21 protein-coding genes are annotated in these 20,866 nt (G+C 60.9%); 5 read left to right on the top strand and 16 right to left on the bottom strand.

Going from position 1 to position 20,866, the window contains the following annotated elements; translation table 11 throughout:
- Window positions 1–53 precede the first annotated feature (53 nt).
- Window positions 54–929, bottom strand: a complete 876-nt coding sequence (locus tag J4E08_RS14790) for a LysR substrate-binding domain-containing protein (protein WP_349539157.1) — start codon at window positions 927–929, stop codon at window positions 54–56.
- 111 nt (window positions 930–1,040) lie between these two features.
- Here J4E08_RS14790 and J4E08_RS14785 point away from each other — a divergent pair, with 111 nt between their 5' ends.
- Entirely contained in the window at window positions 1,041–1,208 is a 168-nt protein-coding gene (locus J4E08_RS14785) for a hypothetical protein (protein WP_349539156.1), read from the top strand.
- Window positions 1,209–1,461: 253 nt separating this feature from the next.
- Here the strand turns inward: J4E08_RS14785 and J4E08_RS14780 are convergent, their stop codons facing one another.
- The 5 genes from J4E08_RS14780 to ccoN form a co-directional block, all read right to left on the bottom strand.
- Window positions 1,462–2,928, bottom strand: a complete 1,467-nt coding sequence (locus J4E08_RS14780) for a sensor domain-containing diguanylate cyclase (protein WP_349539155.1) — start codon at window positions 2,926–2,928, stop codon at window positions 1,462–1,464.
- A 143-nt stretch (window positions 2,929–3,071) separates the two neighbouring features.
- Window positions 3,072–3,971: a cytochrome-c oxidase, cbb3-type subunit III gene (ccoP, locus tag J4E08_RS14775; protein ID WP_349539154.1), complete on the bottom strand. Its 900-nt coding sequence runs from the start codon at window positions 3,969–3,971 to the stop codon at window positions 3,072–3,074.
- Between the two features lie 13 nt (window positions 3,972–3,984).
- Window positions 3,985–4,197, bottom strand: a complete 213-nt coding sequence (locus J4E08_RS14770) for a cbb3-type cytochrome c oxidase subunit 3 (RefSeq protein ID WP_183966132.1) — start codon at window positions 4,195–4,197, stop codon at window positions 3,985–3,987.
- Window positions 4,198–4,207: 10 nt separating this feature from the next.
- Window positions 4,208–4,987, bottom strand: coding sequence for a cytochrome-c oxidase, cbb3-type subunit II (gene ccoO, locus J4E08_RS14765; RefSeq protein WP_349539153.1), 780 nt, complete (start codon window positions 4,985–4,987; stop codon window positions 4,208–4,210).
- Between the two features lie 12 nt (window positions 4,988–4,999).
- Window positions 5,000–6,613, bottom strand: a complete 1,614-nt coding sequence (gene ccoN, locus J4E08_RS14760; protein ID WP_183966136.1) for a cytochrome-c oxidase, cbb3-type subunit I — start codon at window positions 6,611–6,613, stop codon at window positions 5,000–5,002.
- Between the two features lie 211 nt (window positions 6,614–6,824).
- Here ccoN and J4E08_RS14755 point away from each other — a divergent pair, with 211 nt between their 5' ends.
- Window positions 6,825–7,667: a universal stress protein gene (locus J4E08_RS14755; RefSeq protein WP_349539152.1), complete on the top strand. Its 843-nt coding sequence runs from the start codon at window positions 6,825–6,827 to the stop codon at window positions 7,665–7,667.
- Between the two features lie 102 nt (window positions 7,668–7,769).
- On the opposite strand, the gene J4E08_RS14750 is transcribed toward J4E08_RS14755, so the two are convergent.
- Window positions 7,770–8,705 (bottom strand): PhzF family phenazine biosynthesis protein, encoded by a 936-nt coding sequence (locus tag J4E08_RS14750; protein WP_349539151.1) that lies wholly within the window; start codon window positions 8,703–8,705, stop codon window positions 7,770–7,772.
- Window positions 8,686–9,441, bottom strand: coding sequence for a transcriptional regulator FnrL (fnrL, locus tag J4E08_RS14745; protein WP_349539150.1), 756 nt, complete (start codon window positions 9,439–9,441; stop codon window positions 8,686–8,688). The genes J4E08_RS14750 and fnrL overlap by 20 nt, the downstream gene beginning before the upstream one ends.
- Window positions 9,442–9,523: 82 nt before the next feature.
- Here fnrL and hemN point away from each other — a divergent pair, with 82 nt between their 5' ends.
- Window positions 9,524–10,879 (top strand): oxygen-independent coproporphyrinogen III oxidase, encoded by a 1,356-nt coding sequence (gene hemN, locus J4E08_RS14740; RefSeq protein WP_349539149.1) that lies wholly within the window; start codon window positions 9,524–9,526, stop codon window positions 10,877–10,879.
- Window positions 10,880–10,915: 36 nt separating this feature from the next.
- Here hemN and J4E08_RS14735 read toward each other — a convergent pair whose 3' ends face one another.
- The 5 genes from J4E08_RS14735 to J4E08_RS14715 all read right to left on the bottom strand — a co-directional run bounded on the left by J4E08_RS14735 (window position 10,916) and on the right by J4E08_RS14715 (window position 17,532).
- On the bottom strand, window positions 10,916–12,505 hold the full coding sequence (locus J4E08_RS14735; RefSeq protein WP_349539148.1) for an ABC transporter ATP-binding protein: 1,590 nt from the start codon (window positions 12,503–12,505) through the stop codon (window positions 10,916–10,918).
- Window positions 12,502–13,716, bottom strand: coding sequence for an ABC transporter permease (locus J4E08_RS14730; protein WP_349539147.1), 1,215 nt, complete (start codon window positions 13,714–13,716; stop codon window positions 12,502–12,504). The genes J4E08_RS14735 and J4E08_RS14730 overlap by 4 nt, the downstream gene beginning before the upstream one ends.
- Before the next feature lie 3 nt (window positions 13,717–13,719).
- Window positions 13,720–14,805, bottom strand: a complete 1,086-nt coding sequence (locus J4E08_RS14725) for a microcin C ABC transporter permease YejB (protein ID WP_183966150.1) — start codon at window positions 14,803–14,805, stop codon at window positions 13,720–13,722.
- Window positions 14,806–14,857: 52 nt separating this feature from the next.
- The gene (locus J4E08_RS14720) at window positions 14,858–16,783 is read right to left on the bottom strand and encodes an extracellular solute-binding protein (RefSeq protein ID WP_349539146.1); all 1,926 of its coding nucleotides are present in this window, start codon (window positions 16,781–16,783) and stop codon (window positions 14,858–14,860) included.
- Window positions 16,784–17,019: 236 nt separating this feature from the next.
- Complete coding sequence (locus tag J4E08_RS14715) at window positions 17,020–17,532, bottom strand: c-type cytochrome (RefSeq protein ID WP_183966154.1); 513 nt, start codon at window positions 17,530–17,532, stop codon at window positions 17,020–17,022.
- A 135-nt stretch (window positions 17,533–17,667) separates the two neighbouring features.
- On the opposite strand from J4E08_RS14715, the gene J4E08_RS14710 reads away from it, so the two are divergent.
- Window positions 17,668–18,501: a prephenate dehydratase gene (locus J4E08_RS14710; protein WP_349539145.1), complete on the top strand. Its 834-nt coding sequence runs from the start codon at window positions 17,668–17,670 to the stop codon at window positions 18,499–18,501.
- 22 nt (window positions 18,502–18,523) lie between these two features.
- On the opposite strand, the gene J4E08_RS14705 is transcribed toward J4E08_RS14710, so the two are convergent.
- A complete protein-coding gene (locus tag J4E08_RS14705; RefSeq protein ID WP_349539144.1) occupies window positions 18,524–18,991 on the bottom strand; it encodes a methylated-DNA--[protein]-cysteine S-methyltransferase in 468 nt (155 codons plus the stop codon).
- 114 nt (window positions 18,992–19,105) lie between these two features.
- Here J4E08_RS14705 and J4E08_RS14700 point away from each other — a divergent pair, with 114 nt between their 5' ends.
- A complete protein-coding gene (locus J4E08_RS14700) occupies window positions 19,106–19,579 on the top strand; it encodes a hypothetical protein (RefSeq protein ID WP_349539143.1) in 474 nt (157 codons plus the stop codon).
- Window positions 19,580–19,612: 33 nt separating this feature from the next.
- Here J4E08_RS14700 and J4E08_RS14695 read toward each other — a convergent pair whose 3' ends face one another.
- Window positions 19,613–20,302, bottom strand: a complete 690-nt coding sequence (locus J4E08_RS14695; protein ID WP_349539142.1) for a TadE/TadG family type IV pilus assembly protein — start codon at window positions 20,300–20,302, stop codon at window positions 19,613–19,615.
- A gap of 12 nt (window positions 20,303–20,314) precedes the next feature.
- A complete protein-coding gene (locus J4E08_RS14690; RefSeq protein ID WP_183966442.1) occupies window positions 20,315–20,848 on the bottom strand; it encodes a TadE/TadG family type IV pilus assembly protein in 534 nt (177 codons plus the stop codon).
- Window positions 20,849–20,866: the final 18 nt, after the last annotated feature.

The raw sequence follows: 20,866 nt of genomic DNA, 5'->3' as shown, positions 1-20,866 counted from the left end.
CACAGAGCTGCGTTTGCCCGGCTTTGACCTGAATCAATAACTGACTCTGTGATCTAGGTTTTTGCCGCTTCGCGTCGGAGCCATGTCAGAAAGGCTTTCAGCGGAGGGCGTGCAACCCCGGGGCGGGTGACGATCCAGTAGCCCTTGGACCGCGTGTCCTCGAACAGAACGCGCAGGCGTCCAGCGGCGATATCGGGTTCCGCAAACACGCGGGCGAGGATGGCGATGCCCTGGCCCTGACGGGCGGCTTCCAGCATCAGGTTTCCGGGCAAGCTGGTGTACCCAAGGCCGCTGTCCCGCTCGATACCATATTGTGCGAACCAGGAGGTGGCTTCGTTGGTGCCGAACTCTTGCAGCCAGTGAAACCCCTGAAGATCCGCAGGCGTGTCGATGCGGCGGTCGTCGATCAGGCCAGGGGCAGCGACGATCGCAATGGGGGAGCGGACGAACAGCTCTGCCTCCAGCCCCGGCCAGTCGCCATTGCCGTAGCGCAGCGCCATGTCGATCCCGCCGGGTGAAAGCGGGCGCAGATCAGCGGAGGGGTCGATCATCAGGCTGATCGCCGGGTGGGCGGCGCGAAAGCTGGCCATGCGGGGCAGCAACCAGGCAGAGGCGAAGGTTGGGGTGGTCGACAGTTGCAACGCGCGTTCTGCGTCTGCCCCGGTCAGGGCCTCGACGGCGGCAGAAATCTGGCCGAAGCCTTCGTCGAGGGCACGGGCGAGGATCTCGCCATCCGGTGTCAGGGACATGCGTCGCCCACGGCGTTCCAGCAAGGCGATCCCCATGTGCTTTTCGAGCACGCGCAACTGCTGGCTGATCGCGGCATGGCTGACATTCAACGCAGCCCCGGCGGTGCTGACAGAGTCACTGCGGGCATAGGCCGCAAAGGCGCGGAGGGCGGAAAGCGGGGGCAGGCGGTGCCAGTCCATGAGATGCCTTATGTAATACAAGCTTACAAAGCGGATGTCTTGTTGGCTGGCATGAAAAGCCGTTCTGCGTCAAGTCTGGAGCCATCGGATCGCCACGGACAGGAGGCAATGATGTTTGGAATTCTTGCAAAGACTGCGCTGATCGCAACACGGATGACCGGCCTTGAAGAGCCGGTCGCCCCGCATCGTCTGCGGGCGGACCTGCCGAAGCTCGGGCTACGGGAACAGACGCGTCCGGGTCGTCGAGCGGTCGAAAACTCGGATGGTCGTGATGATTGATCCTGTGCTGCTTCGCGCCCTTCAGTTGAAGGACCCGGAAACGCAGCGGCTTTGGCTTCGGCTGGTGCGCCGGTCCAGGCTGCGTTGAATATAGCTAAGGAAAAAACGCCGGTGTCCCAGGAAACGCGCGAACAGGACAGGACACCGGCGCATACACCCCGATCTTGCCATCGGGTGTCTGTGTGGGCGGGGGAGGATCCCGTGCCCTAGGCGTTGAATACGTCAGGTCTGTCTGGATGGGCCTTGACGTAAATCAAGTTGCTGCCGCGCTGTGAAGTTTTTTCGGCAAAATCGCTTTGGTCTGCGGGGATGTCACGGTCGGCAGGTTCATCCCGGAAATGAAGCCGTTGCTGGTGACGCAGTTGCGACCGGCGTTCTTTGACGCATAGAGCGAGAGGTCGGCGCATTTCAGCCAGGCTTCCGGGCCGGGCAGGTCGGGATCGAGCTCTGCCACACCGAAGCTGGCAGTGACGGCAGGAAGATCGGTCCAGGCGGCGCTGCCCGTGGCGACACATTCGCGCAGACGCTCGGCCTGAATTGCACCTGTGTCGGCGCGGGAGCCTGGCAGGATGATGGCAAACTCCTCGCCGCCGACACGGTAAAGCCGGGCCTGCGCGCCGATGGTGGATTGTACCAATCCCGCAATTTCTGTCAGCACCTTATCCCCGACATCGTGACCGTAAGAATCGTTCACGGATTTGAAGTGGTCCACATCCCAAAGGATCAAGGTCGCGGTGGACCCATTCCGGCGCACCAATTGAAACACGGTGTCGAGATCGAGATGGAATTGACGGCTTGAGGCCGCTCCGGTGAGCCAGTCCTCGGTTGCGGCACGTTCCAGCGCGTGAATCTGAGCCTCTTGGGCCAGAAGGTGCGAGACGGCAGTGCCGATGGAGCTGACGAGGTCTTTTTCGCCGGGCGTGTGAGGGGGGCGAGGCAGGGGCGTCAGGAAGCTCAGCACGCCGGCAATCTCTCCGCCGACCACCAAACGCGTGGCGATTGAACCGCGCACGCCGATTCCGGGCAACAGAGGATGGGGTCTGACGGTCCCTGCTTCATTGGTCTCCATCAGACCGGGGGAGTGGATCGCTGCAGAGCAGTCGTTGTCGACAGCAGGGTAAGCAATTCCCTTGAGCGATGGCGTGAGGGTGGAGCGGGACTGAAACACTTTCAGGACATCCTGCTGCCTCAGCGCCACGAGACCGATGGGCATACAAAGCAATTCGCAGGCGAGGCCAAGCAGATCGTCGATCTTGCCCGAAGGGGTCTTTTCCTGATCGGTGAGAATGTCGAACATACGCTGACGTGCGGTTTCGATCTTGTTCGGAAGCGTCTGATCCCGCAGCAATTTGACGTAACACAACACGGTGTCGTCCGTGCTGAGCACCGGCCACGTCATGACTTCGACCTCTATCAGCAAGCCAGTTTTGTGGACCAAAGCGGTCTGGATGCCGCTGGCAGATGGAACGCCGATCATGCTTTCGTAAGGGGCGACGCTGCGCCCAAGGGCGGGGCGGCTTTTGTACAGTTGCGCTGCGCTTCTGCCGTGCAAGTCGCCGGAGGTGAAGCCGCTCATCGCCTCGAAGGCCACGTTGCACCAAAGCACTTTTTGATTGGCATCCGTGATCAGCACGGCGTCGGGAAAATCCTGGAAAGCCGCCTCCACATGATCGCACGTCAGATCGCATTCGATTTGTGTAATTGAAGGGTTTCCAGGCATCGCATCATCTCACTCAATACATTGACGATTTTTTGTCGACATTATTTGAGATTTCGTAAACGACATCGGGATAATTTTATCGAAAAGCCGCCCCCGACGGAGCGGGGACGGCCTGGTTTTGGTCAGCGATGTCTATCGGTGGGTTATTCCGAGGCTTCCCCGCCACCCAAGCCGTGTACATAAAGCGCAACGGCGCGGACCTCAGCTTCGGACAAGTCGGCCCCGCCCATCGGGGGCATTTGGCCGTAGCGCGCGTTCATGACTGTCTCGTAGATGGTGTCGTAGTCACCGCCATACAGCCAGATCTGGTCGGTCAGGTTCGGCGCGCCTTGCATCCGGTCGCCAGTGCCATCTTCGGCGTGGCAGGCGGAGCAGTTGTTCTCGAAGACCACTTGACCGTCAGCAACAAGATCGGGCTCAGGCACATCCATCCCGGACAGGGACATCACGTAGTTGACCACGGAGGCGATCTCTGGCCGTTCCAGCAGACCGTCACGTCCAAAGGCCGGCATTTGCGACTGGCGCAGCCAATCCTCGTCCGTGGGCTGGCGGATGCCAGTGTGGATCGTGGTGTAGATGTCCTCGATCGAGCCGCCCCAGAGCCATGCGTCGTCTTGCAGGTTCGGATAGCCTTTTGCCCCCGCCGCACCGGAGCCATGGCACTGCGAACACCATGACTTGAAGATCGCTCCGCCCGCATTGTTGGCGTAGCGGTGCAGGTCGGACCCACTGTCAGAGGCCAGCGCCACGAGGTCGGCATTGGCCAGCTCCGCGTTGATAGACGCGTTGGCCTCTTCGGCGCGGGCGATCTCTTCGGCCACCTGTCCTCGGGTGGAGTAACCGAGCAACCCGGCGGTCGCGGAGCTGATCCCCGGCCATGCCGGATAGGCGATGGTGTACCCGATGGCCCAGACGATGCAGGCGTAGAAGGTGTACAGCCACCATTTGGGAAGCGGCTTGTTGTATTCCTCGATGCCGTCCCAGCTATGGCCGGTGGTTTCGTAATCGTGGCCCGGCTTGATGTTTTTCTTGTCGTCGCTCATCGCGTGAGCCTCCTTAAGTGTCGGACGGGTCGGCTGCGGCGGGGCGATCTGCCCCGTCCTCCGCAGCGGGCCTGTCATCGTGCCGGAAGGGGATATTTGCCGCGTCGCTCTGGCCGGTGCGCGATCCGGGCAGCAAAGCCCAGATCACAGCGGCAGAGAAGAAGACGAACATCGCGAGCAAACCCCAGCTGTCGGCGAAGTGGCGCAGGAAATCATAAGTGCCCATATCGCCCTCCTTAGCGGCTTGCGTCGGGTGTGAAGGTCGAGAAGTCGACCAACGTGCCCAGCATCTGAAGATAGGCAATCAGCGCATCCATCTCGGAGACGCCCGGCTCCCCATCGAAGTTACGGATGTTGATCTCGGGCGACCCGAAACCTTCGGAGTACCGCGCCTGAAGGTCGTCGTATCCTGCACTGTCGGGATCGCCCTGTGCCAGGAAGTCCGCGCGGGAGCTTGCCAGCATGTCCTCGGTATAGGGCACGCCGACCATGGCGTTGGTGGCCATGATGTCACCGATGGCCTCCGCATGGATCATGCCGCTTGCAAGGCTGACGCCATCGTCCAGCATCCGGTCCGACAGGAAGCCATATTTCGGCATCACCGATTCCGGCACCACGGATTGCGGGTCGGTCAGGTGATCGACGTGCCACTCATCGGAGTAGCGGCCGCCCAGACGGGCCAGATCCGGCCCGGTGCGTTTCGACCCCCACTGGAAGGGGTGGTCGTACTTGCTTTCGACCGCCAGCGAGTAGTGGCCGTAGCGTTCGACCTCGTCGCGCATCGGACGGATCATCTGGCTGTGACAGTTGTAGCACCCTTCGCGCAGGTAGATTTCCTTGCCCGCCAGTTCCAGCGGGGTGTAGGGGCGCATGCCCTCCACATCCTCGATGGTGTTTTCGAGGTAGAAGAGCGGCACGATCTGTACCAGCCCGCCAATGGTCACCACAAGAAAGGCAAAGACGGCCAGCAGGGTGACGTTTTTTTCCAGGATCGCGTGTTTGTTGAGAATACCCATGATCGCTGCTCCTTATTCAGCCGGAGTCGCGGCATGTGCGGCGGCAGTGCTTGCCTCCACAGCAGGCGAGCGACGCGCGGTCATGTAGAGGTTGTAGCACATGATGAGAGCGCCGGAGACATAGAGCAGGCCGCCCACCGCACGTACGATGTACATCGGAAGCTTGGCGCTGACGGTGTCGGCAAAGGAGTTCACGAGGAAGCCATTTGCATCCACTTCACGCCACATCAGGCCTTCCATGATGCCGGTCACCCACATGGCGGCGGCGTAGAAAACGATGCCGATGGTCGCGAGCCAGAAGTGCCAGGAGACCAGCGACAGCGAGTACAGGCGTTCACGGTTCCAGAGCTTGGGCACCAGATAATACAGCGCGCCGAAGGTGATCATGCCGTTCCAGCCAAGCGCGCCGGAGTGGACGTGACCGATGGTCCAGTCGGTGTAGTGCGACAGCGAGTTGACCGCGCGGATCGACATCATCGGGCCTTCGAATGTGGACATGCCGTAAAAGCCGACAGAAATCACCATCATGCGGATCACCGGGTCGGTGCGCAGCTTGTCCCATGCGCCGGACAGCGTCATCAGACCGTTGATCATGCCGCCCCAGCTGGGCATCCACAGCACGATCGAGAACACCATGCCAAGGGTCGCGGCCCAGTCTGGCAGCGCGGTGTAGTGCAGGTGGTGCGGACCGGCCCAGATGTAGAGAAAGATCAGCGCCCAGAAGTGGATGATCGACAGCTTGTAGCTGAACACCGGACGTTCGGCCTGCTTCGGAATGAAGTAGTACATCATGCCGAGGAAGCCCGCGGTGAGGAAAAAGCCCACGGCGTTATGGCCGTACCACCATTGCACCATTGCGTCTTGGACGCCAGAGAACACCTGCACCGACTTGGACCCCCAGATGGAGACCGGGATGGCGAGGTTGTTAAAGATGTGCAGCATGGCAACGGTGATGATGAAGGACAGGTAGAACCAGTTCGCCACGTAGATGTGCGGCTCCTTGCGCTTTACGATGGTGCCGACGAAGACGAGGAAGTAGGCGACCCAGACGATGGTCAGCAGCCAGTCGACATACCATTCGGGTTCCGCGTATTCCTTGCCGTGCGTCGCGCCGAGGATGTAGCCGGTCGCGGCCAGCACGATCACCAGCTGGTAGCCCCAGAAGACGAACCAAGCGAGGTTGCCGCCCCAAAGCCGCGCTGCCGATGTGCGCTGCACCACGTAAAATGACGTGGCGATCAGCGCGTTGCCACCAAAGGCGAAAATCACGGCGGAGGTGTGCAGCGGCCGCAAACGGCCAAAGTTCATGTAGCCCTCGGCCCAATCGAAATTCAGCACCGGAAAGGCAAGTTGGGTGGCGATGAACGTGCCGGCAAGAAATCCGACCACGCCCCACAGCGCGGTTGCAACGACGCCAAAGCGGATGACGCCGTCCATATATTGTGTTTGATCGACAGGCTTGACCGGTTCGTCGGTATTCCGAAGAATGATGACGAAGGCGATTGCGGCGGCCAGCATGACTGTCAGCGCGTTCACCAGGTAAGCCACATCCTGTGCAAAATTGGCTGCAACCGCGGCAAAGATCGCGATCACGCCAAGCACGATGAGCTTGAGGTAGTTCTGCATGTTTCGTCCCTTTGTCTGACCCGTTCCAGATCCCTGCGATTCGAGAGACCGCTCGGGCGGTTTTTTAGACTGCGCCCCTCTTGCCGTGTTTTGGCCAAAGGGATCTTTGATCTGCATCAATCGAAGCGGACGAGTTGTTTGACGCGGGTCAATGTGTGCCGAAGCAGGCGGCGTTACGATGTGGGTGAGTTCGAACAGGAGATCACCGGACATGGCTTACAAGACGCTGCTGACCGTCGTTACGGATCAGGAATTGATCGCACCCACTCTGAACGCCGCCATCTCGATGGCCGAAGCATTTGATGCCCATCTGGATGTGATGTGCCTTGGCGTGGACCGCACACAGACCGGCTATTACTACGCCGGGGCCAATGCGATGGTGCTACAGGAATCCCTGTCCCGCGCCACCACGGAGGCTGAAGAGCTGGTCGCTGATGCGCGCCAGGTTCTTGGCCGCTCCGACGTGCGCTGGGCGGTCGATCACGGGGTGGCACAACTGGCCGACGTGGGCCGCCACGTGGCGGCGCGGGCGCGGTTTGCGGATCTTTGCATCCTTCCGCAGCCTTACGGCGAAGGGCGCGGGGTTGAGCTGGAACCGACGTTGGAGGGCGCATTGTTTGAGGGCGGGGTGCCTGTCATCGTCAGTCCGGCGGCGCCCGTCTCTGCCACAGTTGCGCCCAAACGCGTTGTTCTGGGCTGGAACGAAAGCAGCGAGGCGTTGCGGGCCGCGCGCTGTGCCCTGCCGATGCTGATGGCGGCGGACGTCGTGCATGTGGTGGTCATCGACCCTCCGCAGCATGGGCCAAACCGCTCCGACCCCGGCGGGATGCTGTCGCAATATCTGGCACGGCACGGGGTGAAGACCGAGATCGACGTGCTGTCCAAAACCATGCCGCGTGTCTCGGATGTGCTGACACGCCACGCCGCCGACGTGGATGCCGATATGGTGGTGATGGGGGCCTACGGGCACTCGCGCTTCCGCGAGTCGATCCTGGGCGGGGCGACCCGGCACATGCTGGAAAAAGCGACCTTGCCGGTGATGATGGCCCACTGAGGACGCCGGTCAATCAGCCTCCCGTTCAGACGGGGCCGCGAAAATGCTTGCCACGGCAGGTGTTTGTGCGGTCCCGCGGCAGGCTTGGGATTGGAGGCCGGTTCACGTTGGCGCTTGGACAGGGGGCAGGGCGATCCGGCCTTCGCTGATGGGAACGGCGGTTCCAGAGACACGGATTTTCGAGATTATGCCGGCGTCAACGCGGATGGTCAGGCCGATCTTTGAGGGGCGGCCCATCTCGATGCCCTGGTGCAAGGAAAGCCGCGTGTCGCCGTCCCCCAAGGTGGCGCTGGCGTGCAATTGGGCAGCCAGAATAGCGGAGGCCGAACCCGTGGCGGGGTCCTCTGGAACACCGCCATCAGGAGCGAACATGCGGGCGCAGAAATCACAGTCCTCGGCTGGCGTATACAGATAGGCGCCCTCCATCCCCGACATCGCCATGGCGTCGTCCCAGGCGGGTCTGCTTGGCTGCGACGCGGCCAGCGCCGTGGTGTCGGCCACCGGGATGTACAGATACCCGGGGCCGCCACGCCATATCCCTGCACGATGCGCGCCAAAGCCGATTTTGTCGGCCGTCAGACCCACGGCCTCTGCCAGCAGCGCATCGCCAGGCAGCGTTCCGGTTTTGGGCCAGTAGGGTAAAACTGGCGCTGTGAACTGCGCGCTCATCTTACCGGCGCGGCGAGACACGTCGACCGGAACCAGCCCGGCCTGTTCCTCAAGGGTGATCACCGTATCGAAATCGCCATCAGGGGCGCTTTTCAACGCCAGGAAAATCGCGCAACCGATGGTCGGGTGACCAGCGAAGGGAATCTCGTCGTTGGGAAAGAAGATCCGGACCTTTGCGGTGTGGCCGGGATCGTCGGGCGACATCACGAAAATCGTCTCGGAGAGATTGAACTCGCGCGCGATGGTCTGCATCTGCGCAACGCTCAGCGCGTCGGCCTGCTCGACGATGGCCAACGGGTTGCCGGCATATGGCTGATCGGTGAACACATCGCAGGTGGCGAAGGGCAGGTCAGACAAGCAACCCACCATCGGAATCGTCGCCTGCTTCTTCCATCAGGCGTTCCATGTCTGGCACGGTCACATGCCGCTTGCCTTCGAGCGAGATCACACCGTCCTTGCGCAATGCCGAAATCTGACGAGACACGGTTTCAAGCGTCAAGCCAAGGTAATCGGCCATAGCCTCGCGCGTCAGCGGCAGATCGAAGACGATCGGCCCCTCGATGCCGGAACCCGCCTTGAGATGCAGGGTAGCGTCACGGCGCGCGATGATTGTCAGCAGCGACGCGATCTTTTCCCGCGCGGTCTTGCGCCCCAGCACCAGCATCCATTCGCGGGCCGCGTCCAGTTCATCCAGCGTCATTTCCAACAGGCGCTGCGCGATGTGCGGTGTGTTCGCCATCATCTCCTCGAACGGGGTTTTGCGGAAGCAGCACATCACCAGGTCCGTGGTCGCCACAACATCGTAAGCGGCAGTGGCACGGCCAGGACGGCCGACAAAATCCGATGGCAGCAATAGGCCGACCATCTGGGTGCGCCCATCTTCCATCGTCTGGGTCAGCGACGCGATACCAGAGACGACGGAGCCGACGAAATCCATCTTGTCACCGGACCAGATCACCATCTGACCGGCTTCGAACTTGCGATAATACTTGATCTGTTCGAGACGCTCGAGCTCGTCGGTTTCACACCGTGCACAGACGGCGCGGTGCCGAATGGGGCACTCTTCGCATTCCTGACTTATAGTAAGGCTTCGCTCGTTAAACATGACGTCACCGCCTTTACAGTTTGATCTGGCGTTTTGATCTGGGTCAAAGCCCCGGATCGTCTTGCTGGCTAATGGTACGCTTATGGCGAAGCGAACACAACTCGGGCGGCTAGGCCTCTTTGATGCCAAAGTGCCGCGTTACACCTCATATCCGACGGCACCACACTTTGCTGGGGACGTCGGTCCATCTCGATTTAGTGAATGGGTTCAAGCCATTCCTGAATACGGGGAGATTTCTCTTTACTTACATGTCCCTTTTTGTCGCAGGCTGTGCTGGTTCTGCGCCTGTCGGACTCAAGGAACGGCAACGGCCAATCCTGTTCGTGCATACGTTGAAACGCTGGAGGCCGAACTGGCCCTTTTGCGTCAACATTTGCCACGTGGGGTAAAGCTGTCGCGCCTGCATTGGGGCGGGGGCACGCCAACGCTGCTGGAGCCCGACCTGATGAAGCGGCTGATTGCCGCGGTGCGCCAGACGGCTGATTTCGGCGAGAGCGCAGAGTTCTCTGTGGAGATTGACCCGAACGAGATCGACGCCGCGCGGCTGGATGCCTTGGCCGAGGGCGGGATGAACCGTGCGTCCATCGGGGTGCAGGACTTCGACCCGCTTATCCAGGAAGCGATCGGCCGCGAGCAAAGCTACGACGTGACGCGGGCGGCCGTGGACATGATCCGCGAGCGGGGCATTGCCAGCCTGAACACCGATATCCTGTTTGGCCTGCCGCATCAGAACACCATCCGGATCACCGAGACGGTGCAAAAGCTCCTGTCTTTCGCGCCTGATCGCGTGGCGCTTTATGGCTATGCGCATGTGCCCTGGATGGCGAAACGACAGCAGATGATTCCGTCTGACAAGTTGCCCACGCCAGAGGAACGGCTGGAGTTGTTCGAAACCGCGCGCAAGTTGTTCCGCTGGGATGGCTATTCAGAGATTGGCATTGATCACTTCGCCGCCCCGAGCGACGGTTTGGCCATTGCGCAGAAGACAGGAAAGCTGCGGCGCAACTTCCAGGGCTACACGGATGACACGTCCGATGTTTTGATTGGCTTGGGTGCTTCGTCGATTTCCAAGTTTCCCCAAGGGTTTGCCCAAAACGCCTCTGCCACGTCCGAGTATACGAGCGCGGTCCGGGACGGGCGTTTTTCCACAGCGCGCGGCCACACCTTCAAGGGGGAGGACCGACTGCGCGGTCGCTTGATCGAGGCGTTGATGTGCGATTTCCGTATCAACGCGGCGGAGATCACGCACGATTTCGACATCTCCCGCGCGCGCCTGTTCGAGATGTTCCGCGCGACCAACGCGCAGTTCGAGAACATTCTGGAGATCACGGAGGATGGGATATACGTGCCCGCCGATGCGCGTCCTTTGACCCGCATTATCGCCCGCAGCTTTGACGCCTATGACCTGAGCAAGGCGGGGCATTCCTCTGCCATTTGACGTGGGGCGCCCGGCAGAGGAGGCCGGGCGCATTAGTTAAACCACTTCGAAGGCGGCGTTCAGCAGGGTGCGGGTATACTCGGTCTTGGGCGCATCAAAAATCTCTTGCGCGGTGCCGGCCTCGATGACGTCACCCTGCTTCATCACCAAAACCTTGTGGGACATGGCGCGCACGACCTTCAGGTCGTGGCTGATGAACAGGTAGGCGAGGTCGTATTTGCGTTGCAGATTGCGCAGCAGGTCGACGATCTGCACCTGCACGGTCATGTCGAGCGCCGAGGTCGGTTCGTCGAGAACGACCAGCTTGGGACGCAGCACCATGGCCCGCGCGATGGCGATACGCTGACGCTGGCCTCCGGAAAACTCATGCGGATAGCGGTGCATGGCGGCGGGGTCCAGGCCGACCTCCACCATGACCTCGGCCACCTGCTGCCGGTATGTTCGCTTGTCCGCCGAACCGTGCACGTGCAGCCCTTCGGCGATGATCTGTTCACAGGTCATGCGTGGGCTGAGAGATCCAAAGGGATCCTGAAACACGATCTGGATTTCGGACCGCAGACGGCGCAGTTCCTTTGTGGACCAATCGCGCACGTTCTGGCCGCGATAGCGGATGTCGCCTTCAGATTGGATCAGCCGCATGATGGCCAGTGCCAGCGTCGTCTTGCCTGATCCGCTTTCGCCCACGACCCCGACGGTTTCGCCCGCGCGCACAGCGATGGAGGCATCGTTGACGGCCTTGACGTAGCCTACGGTGCGCTTCAGCAAACCCTTCTGGATCGGGAACCAGATTTTCAGATGCTCGGTGCGGGCGATTTCCTCCGCCCCGTCGGCCACGGGATCGGGAACACCGACACTTTCGGCAGAGAGCAGCTTTTGCGTGTAGGGGTGTTGTGGCGCGTCAAAGATTTCGCGCGTGTTGCCCTGTTCGACAATTTCACCGTCTTTCATCACGCAGACACGGTCGGCGATCTTGCGCACGATGTTCAGGTCATGGGTGATGAACAGCATCCCCATGCCTTCCTTTTGTTTGATGTCTTCCAGCAGGTCGAGGATCTGCGCCTGAATGGTCACGTCGAGCGCAGTGGTGGGCTCATCGGCAATCAGAAGTTCGGGCCCGTTGGCCAGTGCCATGGCGATCATAACGCGCTGCCGCTGCCCGCCGGACAGCTGGTGCGGATAAGCGTTCAGACGGCTTTCGGGGTCGCGGATGCCGACCCGGTGCAGCAGCTCTATGATGTGCGCGCGCGCGTCGGTGCCGGTCTTGCCCTGATGCAACGCGATGGACTCGGCCAGTTGCTTTTCCAGCGTGTGCAACGGGTTGAGAGAGGTCATCGGCTCCTGGAAGATGAACGAGATATCGTTGCCGCGCACCCGTTGCAGCCGCTTGGGGGAGGCGCCGATCATCTCGTCGCCCTCATAGGTGACAGAACCCGACACCTCGGCATTGTCACCCAGCAGCGAGACAGTGGACAGGGCGGTCACCGACTTGCCAGAGCCGCTTTCCCCCACCAAAGCGACGGTTTCGCCCCGGTCGATGTGAAAGGACACGCCCTTCACCGCGAGGCTGGTCTTGCCGTCCTGGCGAAAGGCGACCTTCAGGTCTTTGACATCGAGGATCTTGGTCATGAGAAGGTCTTTCTCGGGTCGAAGGCGTCACGCACACCTTCAAATATGAACACCAGCAGCGACAGCATGACCGCAAACACGGTGAAGCCGGTGAAGGCCAGCCACGGCGCTTGCAGGTTCTGTTTCGCTTGCAAGGTCAGCTCACCCAGCGAGGGGGCCGAGGACGGCAGGCCAAAGCCGAGGAAATCCAGTCCGGCAAGCGTGGCGATTGTGCCAGTGACGATGAAGGGCAGGAAGGTCAGCGTGGCAACCATGGCGTTGGGCAGCATGTGGCGGAACATGATTGTCCGGTTCGACACGCCGAGCGCCTTTGCCGCGCGCACATATTCGAGGTTCCGCGCCCGCAGGAATTCCGCGCGGACGACGCCCACCAGCATCGTCCAGCTGAACAGGATTGTCAGCACCAGTAATAGCCAGAAACTTCGCCCGAAAATCGCGAACATGATGATGATGACGTAAAGCGAAGGGATTGCGCCCCAGATTTCGATCACGCGCTGAAAGATCAGGTCGAGCCAGCCACCAAAGAAGCCCTGCACCGCGCCAGCCACCACGCCGATGATCGAGGCAAAGAAGGTGACAACGAGGGTAAAGACGATGGAGAGGCGGAAGCCGTAGATGATGCGGGCCAGCACGTCCCGCTTGGTATCGTCGGTGCCCAGCCAGTTGTCGCCGCGAATGTCCGCAGGTAGCAGGCCGAAATGACGCTCGCCGTCCTCGCCTTCATAAAAGCCGATGACATCCGGGGGCAGGGGGGCCGCGCCCATCCGGTCAACCGGCGTGTCATAGCTGTAGCGGATCGCGGGCCAGATCAACGATCCCTCGTCAAAGCCTTCTTCGGCAAATGTGCCCGCGTTGATCTGCTCGATGATGCCTTCCGGATCGTCAAAACAGCTTTCCAAGCCGCCGGAGCGGATCAGACAGGCCACTTCGGGCGCGCGGTAGTCGGCCTCCGTGCGGAAATCTCCGCCGAACGCCGTTTCCGGATAGAAGTTGAACACCGGAACAAAGGTCTCGCCGCGATACGTGACAAGGATCGGTTTGTCGTTTGCGATGAACTCGGCCACCAGCGACAGTCCAAACAGGATCAGGAAAAGCCACAAGGACCAGAACGCGCGGCGGTTCTTGGTAAAGTTGACCCAACGGCGTTTGTTCAGCGGCGACAGTGTGAAGACGCCGCGCTTGTCCTCGGGGATCCGGGTGATGTCGGTCATCGCTCAGCCCTCCCGCTTTTCAAAGTCGATACGTGGATCGACAAAGACATACATCAGGTCCGACACGATCTGCATCACCATGCCGATGATCGAACTGAGGAACAGCGTCCCGAAGATGACCGGGTAATCGCGCTGCACGGCCGCCTCGAACCCGAGCCGCCCAAGGCCGTCGAGGCTGAAGATCGTTTCAATGATGATCGAGCCGCCAAAGAACACGCCGATAAAGACCCCCGGCAGACCGGCAATGACGATCAGCATGGCATTGCGGAAGACGTGGCCATACAGAACTTTCTTCTCCGACAGCCCCTTGGCACGGGCGGTCATGACGTATTGTTTTTTGATCTCGTCGAGAAAGCTGTTCTTGGTCAGCAGCGTCAGCGTGGCAAAGGCCGAGATGGTCGAGGCCCCGACCGGCAACGCGATGTGCCAGAAGTAGTCGCCGATCTTGCCCAGCAGGCTGAGGTTCTCCCAGTTGTCGGACGTCAGCCCTCGGAGCGGGAAAATCTGCCAGTAACTGCCGCCCGCGAATAGCACCAGCAGCAGGATCGCAAAGAGGAACCCGGGGATCGCATAGGCCACGATGATGATCGCAGAGGTCCACGTGTCGAAGGAGGTGCCATCGTTGACCGCCTTGCGAATGCCCAACGGGATTGAAATGAGGTAGGCTATCACCGTGGACCAAAGGCCCAGCGTGATCGACACGGGCATCTTTTCCAACACCAGATCAATCACGGAAATCGAGCGAAAGTAGCTCTCCCCGAAATCGAGGCGCATGTAGTTCCACATCATGTTGAGAAAGCGTTCCAGCGGCGGCTTGTCGAAGCCGAATTCACGCTCCAGCTCCTCGATGAACTCCTTGGGGAGGCCACGGGCGCCGACATACTCACTGCTGGAGCCGAAAGTTTCCTCCCCCACGTCGTTTCCGCCGCCACTGAACCCGGCTGTGACGTCGCCCTGACCCTGCATCTGGGCCAGAACCTGTTCGACGGGACCGCCGGGTACAAATTGCACCAGTACGAAGTTGAAGATCATGATCCCCAGAAGCGTGGGGATGATGAGCAGAAGACGTCTGAAGATATAGGCGGCCATGTCGTGTCAGTTCACCTGATTCTTGTGGGGCGCAAAGGGCAAAAGTGGACGCTCATTTCAGAACGCCGCGCTCCTGCAGGGCCTGTTGCTTGTCTTCGTTCATCCACCAGAAGTCCAGAACCCCCAGCGCATAGGGCGGCAGGTCTTCGGGGTGTTCGAACATGTCGTATTGCGCGGTCCAGTATTCGGCGACAAAGCCATCGGGCACCTGCACCCGTTCCCAGCGCAGCGCACGGTCCAGCGCGGTAAGCGCCACGACCTCTTCCTCGCGGGTGGTGGTGGCCAGCGCCGCTTCGATGATGGCGTCGACCATCGGGCTTTGCAGTGCAGAGGGGTTATAAGACGACACCACCGCCGTTTCCGAGCCGAAAAGCTGCTGCAATCCGGTTCCTGCAGCGGCAAAGGTCAGGATGCGCGTCTGGATCAGGTCGTAATCCTTGTCCAGAAAGCGCTGCTGGCCTTGCGCGCTGTCGACGGTGGTCGCATCAACCGCGATGCCCCAGTCCGTGAGCGTGCGCACATAGGTCTCGATAGAGGCTTTCCTAACGTCATCCCACGTGGAAATCACAAGGAAGTTCAGCGACATCTGCACGCCTTCGGCATTCACAAGCTGGCCATTTTGGTTCAGCGTCCAGCCTTCCTGTTCCAGCAGCGCGAGGCCTTTGCGCTTGTTGCGGCGGTCGATTGGATTGCGCGGATCAGATGTGTGCGGCATCACCGCTTCTTCGGTCAGCACCTCTGGCGGAACCACCTCGCCCAGTGATTTCAACAGCTCCAGTTCGGCCCCTGCGGGTACGCCCTTGGCCTCCCATTCCTGCCCTTCCACGAAAGAGTTGCGCTGCGTTGTCAGGCTGAACTGAAGCGACTCACGCACCCATTCAAAGTTGAACGCCAGACTCAGGGCGTGGCGAATGTTCCGGTTGTCCAAGGGCGCGCGGGTCGTGTTGAAGATGATACCGGAGTTGTTTGGCGCGGTCTGGTCGGGGATGGTTTCCAGGATCACGTCGCCGCGCTGCACGGCCGGAAAATCATATCCCGTGGACCAGCGTTTGGTAGAGCCTTCGGTGCGGAAGGTTGTGACGCCGGCCTTGAACGCTTCGAATTCTGCGGTGTCGTCGGCGAAGTATTCGAACCGGACGCGGTCGAAGTTGAAGCGCCCCTTGTTCGCAGGATGATTCCAGCCCCAATATTCCGGATTGCGCTCGTACACGACGTAGCGATTGAACTCGTAATCCGCGACCTGGTAGGGGCCCGACGCCATCGGTGACAGTACAGAGGGTTCATCCAGCCGTTCGCCGGTTTCCTCGTACCAGTCCTTTGAGAAGATCGGCGCCCCTCCGACCTGAGAAATCAATGAGCGGCGGGAAATGTCCGGGGCAAATTCGAACCGGCAGGTGAGGTCGTCGATGACTTCGGCCCCGATCACGCGTTCGCCGACACTGCGTGCGAACGACCGGATGCCCTGTTCGAGAAAGAGATTGTGGGTAAAGATCACGTCTTTCGCAGTGACCTGCTGGCCGTTGCGAAATTTGACATCATCGCGCAGGTGAAACACGACCCAGGCTTGGTCCTCGGGATACTCGACCTCACGCGCCACAAGGCAGTAGCTGTCGGTGATCGTATCGGCGGGCAAACCGCCGCCCCATGGCATCTCACCGAACAGGCTTTCCGCGACAACGCTTGAGTTGCTCTCGGGGTTGCCGCGCCATGCCCAACGATTGAAGCCGTCGAATGTACCGCGTGCCCCGATGGTGATTTCGCCGCCGCGCGGAGCATCCGGGTTAACGTAGCCCCAGTGGGGGTAGTCGGCTGGGTACTTCAAATCGCCATAGAAGGAGTAGCCATGCGCCCGGATCATTTGCGCCGCTTCATGAGAGTCGGCCCATCCGGTGCGGGGCAGGACGCTAGACACGGCCGATGCCCCCAAAAGCCCAAGGGCCTGACGGCGGTCGATCTGGAACGGCTTGGATCTGGTCATCGGTGCTCTCCCTTTGGGGGCGGTCGCGCGCAGGCAACGCGTCCTGTCCATGTCTCGGCAATATTGGTTAAAATTAAGCTAAGTGCACAGCGGGGCCACATTCAAGGTGCGAATGTTTCATCTCACGCAAGCGTTTGCGTGAACGCGCGCAGCGGGCAGACCCTTGGCCTGCGAAAAAGGCCGCACTCCGAAGAATGCGGCCCCTGTGGCAACCGATTGCGATCCGCTTTTTGCGATCAGCTTTCGGATTCGATATAGGCAATGACGTTTGCGCGGTCTTCGGCGCTGGACAGACCGTTGAAGCCCATCGCGGTGCCGGGCGCTGCGGCCTGCGGGTTGGTCAAAAATGCGCTGAGGTGATCGTAATCCCAGACATCCCCGATCGGCGCCAGCGCGCCCGAGTAGTTGAACCCTGCAACCGATGCGATATCGCGGTTGACCACACCGTTCAGATGCGGACCGACACCGTCAGTGCCGTCAAGCTTGTGGCAGGCCTTGCACTTGTTGAAGACGCGCGCGCCAGCACCCGCATCGGCGGAGGCCATCAGCTCGGCGAAATCGACTTCGGGTTCCGGCTCGGCCGGCTCGCCGCTGTCGGTTTCAATGACGTAGGCGGCGGCGTGTTCTTCGCCATGGCCTTCGGCGCCGACGTGATACACGGTCTCTGCGGCCCATTTGCCCATCAGGTAGATCAGCAGAGCGCCGCAGACGCCGCCCACAACTTTGGTCATTGTCATCGTGTCAAACATGAGGTGCCCTGTTCATCTTGAGTATCCATCGCGCGGGTAACTACGACTTCCCTTTGCCCGTGGCAAGCGGTAGAAGCCGCGACCAAACGCCCGCCCCGGGTGAGAATGCAGAGAATTTGCCGGAGGTCCTCCAAAATGACGCAGCGCATCGCCTTTCAGGGCGAATTGGGGGCTTATTCGCATCAAGCCTGTGTGGACGCCCGCCCAGAGGCGGAGGTGCTGCCCTGTCAGACTTTTGAGGACGTGATCGAGGCGGTGCGGTTGGGCAACGCGGATCTGGCCATGCTGCCTGTGGAAAACACCACATACGGGCGCGTGGCGGACATCCATCGGCTGCTGCCGGAATCGGGGCTGAGGATCGTGGCCGAGGCCTTTGTCCGTGTACATATCTCGCTGATGGCCCTGCCGGGCGTGCCGATCGAAGAACTGACCGAAGTGCGCGCACATCCGGTTCTTCTGCCGCAAGCGGGAAGCTTTCTGCGTAAATACGGCATAAAGGGCGAGGCTTGGGCCGACAGCGCCGGGGCCGCCGCCGAAATCGCGGCCGGAGGCCTGCGCACCGTCGGGGCCTTGGCCTCTGACCTTGCTGCAGAGATCAACGGGATGCACATCCTTGCCCGTCATCTTGAAGACCATTCGCACAATACAACCCGGTTCCTGCTGATGTCGCCGGAGCCGGACAACACGCGGCGTGGTGCGCATGGCATGATGACCACCTTCGTCTTTCAGGTGCGCAACATTCCGGCCGCGCTTTATAAAGCGTTGGGTGGATTCGCGACCAATGGTGTGAACATGACCAAGCTGGAAAGCTACATGGTCGGTGGCTCCTTTGAGGCGTCGCAGTTTTACGCCGACATCGAAGGGCATCCGGAGGATCCTGCTGTGGCGCGTGCGCTGGAGGAGCTGGGCTACTTTACCTCGACGCTGGATATTCTGGGCGTCTATCCGCGCGACCCCCGGCGAGACTAGCTCCGCGCGCCTCCCGGTGCGACTAGATAAGCAGGCCGCCAGCGCCTTCGTGGCGCAGCAGCCAAACCTTTGCCTCAACGCCGCCGCTGCCAGAGAAGCCGCCAAGCCCATTGCGACCCAGGACGCGATGGCAGGGGATGAGCAGCGGAATAGGATTGCTGCCGCAGCCCTGGCCGACGGCCTGCGCGGGCACAGCCAGATCGCGGGCAATGTCGCCGTAGGTCCGCGTCTCTCCAAAGGGAATCGCGGTTATGGCGTCGCAGATCGCGCGCTGAAATTCGCTGCCCACGACGCGCAGCGGCAGATCAAAGCGCGTCCGCGTGCCGGCGAAATAAGCGGACAACTGCGTTTCGGCCTCTTGCAGGATTGCTGAACTGGCGGTGGTCACGCTGCCGTCGCTCGCCCAGCGCAAAGTGGTGATGGCGCCGTCGTCCTCGGTCACTGAAATGTGGCCAAGTGGACTGGCAAAGCTGTGGTGGCGCGTGGTCATCGGCTCGCTCCTGCGGTCGGCGCAGCATCAACATGCAAAGGACATAGCGCAACACGCTTTCCGTGCCGTACCCAAGTCGATAGGAGGGGCGGGACCAGACAAGGGAACGAAGCAATGGCGGAAGAATTGACACGGATTGGCACATCGGCCCCGCGTCGTGTGTTTGGCGTGGGCGCGATGACGGTTCTGGGCGGCATGCTGCTGTACGTGGCGTTTGCCGAACCGCCAGCCAATTGGTTGTGGCAGGTCTTTCTCGTTGCGCTCGGCCTCGCTGCGCTGTGGTTTTCGGCACGTATGTGGGAGGCGACCGGCCACGAGTTGATCCTGACCGACGAGGCGTTGACCGACAGCGACGGCACGGAACTTGCGCGCCTCGATCAGATCGCCAAGGTGGATCGGTCGGTTTTTGCGATGAAGCCGTCAAATGGGTTTATCATTCTTCTCAAAGAGCCGATGCCACGCGCGTGGCGGCCTGGCCTGTGGTGGCGGATGGGGCGTCGGATTGCCGTTGGCGGTGTGACCTCTGGCGCGGCGACAAAGCCGATGGCAGATATCATCGCCGTTAAGGTCGCCGACCCGGACGTCTGATACCTGCACGGGCTTTTCAGCCTATCGTCTCGTTCAGCTTCTCCCCCAGCCGTTGCCTCTGCCCGGCCAGTTTCCATACCAGGGATTTCCCCAGCCGTTGCCGTTGCCGGTGTCATCGTCATCCGAGGATGACGACCCTCCGCCCCCGGTATCATTTCCGGCAAAGGGGATCTGGGGCGCATAGCGCGGCGCGGTAAAGCTGTAGGTGCGGATCTGGAAGGCACCGATGCCAATGTCAAAGGCAGGCTCCCAGTCTTCCCAGGTTTCGACCAGAACGAGCTGCTGGTTGTCCATGGCGGGCGGCAGCCGATCACCAAAACTGACGAGGTCGGCGTCGGTCAGGGCGCTGGCCACGCCGGACATCGCATCGCCCCGTTGTTCGGACCAAACCACCGACCAGCGGTCTCTCCTCGAGGAATATTCGACAACGGCTGTCCGCATGTCTGTTATGGCACTGTCGGACTTTGTCAGCGTCGTCAGAAGGTTGAAGGCGTTGTCGATGTAAGTGGACGACACGCCATCGGTCTCACGCGAAATCATGTCGCCGATCACATAGTTCGCTTTCTGGTTCACGCTCTGCTGGTGAAACGCGTCGAAATAGACCCAACCCGCGCCAAACAGCCAAAGCATCACCGGCAGCACGATCACGGCCTCGGTCGAGATGTAACCGCGGTCATTGGCGGCAAAGCGCTTCAGACGGCGTTTCAAAAAGGAGGTTAGCATGTTGATGTCTCCTCAGCTCGGCTCGTTGACGAATGCACTGGTCGAGACCAGCCCGGTGTAGCCTTCGCCATCCTTGTTCAGGCTGGCATTCAGTGAGCCGATGGGCGTGACCGGTCTGAACTTGTAGCAGGCCCGCAGGAACATGATCTGTCCGCCCTGACCGTTCACGAAATGACGCTGGGGGGTGACCGGCTCTGACAGGTCGACACAATCCGCGGCCGCCGCTGGTTGCGCCCAATTGTTGATGTCGAGCGGGATCATTTCCAGGTGCAGCGTCTGAGCACATTCGGGCAGGATGCGGGCCCTGGCGCAGATGGCGGCTTTCATCTGGGCGTGGGTCGTGGGGCCGATGCCGAGCTTAACGTCACGCACTGTCTGATCCAGCGCACGTTCCAGAACGGTGTGTCGGATCGTGACGATGCCAAGCTCCATCGACGATATGATGAGCAGTAGGAAAATCGGCATCCACAGCGCCACTTCAGGGGCGACCGTGCCATCTTCACGGCGGCCAAACCGGCGAAGGAGGGGCAAAAGAGTACGGGTCATCATCTTGGTTTGGCCTCG

The sequence above is a fragment of the Sagittula sp. NFXS13 genome (assembly GCF_040148795.1).
GTDB classification, from domain to species: Bacteria; Pseudomonadota; Alphaproteobacteria; order Rhodobacterales; family Rhodobacteraceae; genus Sagittula; species Sagittula marina.
The sequence above is the reverse complement of the archived record's forward strand: the minus strand, read 5'-3'. Positions and strand labels throughout refer to the sequence as shown.

Coding starts and splice junctions, on each gene's coding strand:
- J4E08_RS14790 (WP_349539157.1), bottom strand. CDS start 929: ATGGACTGGCACCGCCTGCCCCCGCTTTCCGCCCTCCGCGCCTTTGCG.
- J4E08_RS14785 (WP_349539156.1), top strand. CDS start 1,041: ATGTTTGGAATTCTTGCAAAGACTGCGCTGATCGCAACACGGATGACC.
- J4E08_RS14780 (WP_349539155.1), bottom strand. CDS start 2,928: ATGCCTGGAAACCCTTCAATTACACAAATCGAATGCGATCTGACGTGC.
- ccoP (WP_349539154.1), bottom strand. CDS start 3,971: ATGAGCGACGACAAGAAAAACATCAAGCCGGGCCACGATTACGAAACC.
- J4E08_RS14770 (WP_183966132.1), bottom strand. CDS start 4,197: ATGGGCACTTATGATTTCCTGCGCCACTTCGCCGACAGCTGGGGTTTG.
- ccoO (WP_349539153.1), bottom strand. CDS start 4,987: ATGGGTATTCTCAACAAACACGCGATCCTGGAAAAAAACGTCACCCTG.
- ccoN (WP_183966136.1), bottom strand. CDS start 6,613: ATGCAGAACTACCTCAAGCTCATCGTGCTTGGCGTGATCGCGATCTTT.
- J4E08_RS14755 (WP_349539152.1), top strand. CDS start 6,825: ATGGCTTACAAGACGCTGCTGACCGTCGTTACGGATCAGGAATTGATC.
- J4E08_RS14750 (WP_349539151.1), bottom strand. CDS start 8,705: ATGGTGGGTTGCTTGTCTGACCTGCCCTTCGCCACCTGCGATGTGTTC.
- fnrL (WP_349539150.1), bottom strand. CDS start 9,441: ATGTTTAACGAGCGAAGCCTTACTATAAGTCAGGAATGCGAAGAGTGC.
- hemN (WP_349539149.1), top strand. CDS start 9,524: ATGGCGAAGCGAACACAACTCGGGCGGCTAGGCCTCTTTGATGCCAAA.
- J4E08_RS14735 (WP_349539148.1), bottom strand. CDS start 12,505: ATGACCAAGATCCTCGATGTCAAAGACCTGAAGGTCGCCTTTCGCCAG.
- J4E08_RS14730 (WP_349539147.1), bottom strand. CDS start 13,716: ATGACCGACATCACCCGGATCCCCGAGGACAAGCGCGGCGTCTTCACA.
- J4E08_RS14725 (WP_183966150.1), bottom strand. CDS start 14,805: ATGGCCGCCTATATCTTCAGACGTCTTCTGCTCATCATCCCCACGCTT.
- J4E08_RS14720 (WP_349539146.1), bottom strand. CDS start 16,783: ATGACCAGATCCAAGCCGTTCCAGATCGACCGCCGTCAGGCCCTTGGG.
- J4E08_RS14715 (WP_183966154.1), bottom strand. CDS start 17,532: ATGTTTGACACGATGACAATGACCAAAGTTGTGGGCGGCGTCTGCGGC.
- J4E08_RS14710 (WP_349539145.1), top strand. CDS start 17,668: ATGACGCAGCGCATCGCCTTTCAGGGCGAATTGGGGGCTTATTCGCAT.
- J4E08_RS14705 (WP_349539144.1), bottom strand. CDS start 18,991: ATGACCACGCGCCACCACAGCTTTGCCAGTCCACTTGGCCACATTTCA.
- J4E08_RS14700 (WP_349539143.1), top strand. CDS start 19,106: ATGGCGGAAGAATTGACACGGATTGGCACATCGGCCCCGCGTCGTGTG.
- J4E08_RS14695 (WP_349539142.1), bottom strand. CDS start 20,302: ATGCTAACCTCCTTTTTGAAACGCCGTCTGAAGCGCTTTGCCGCCAAT.
- J4E08_RS14690 (WP_183966442.1), bottom strand. CDS start 20,848: ATGACCCGTACTCTTTTGCCCCTCCTTCGCCGGTTTGGCCGCCGTGAA.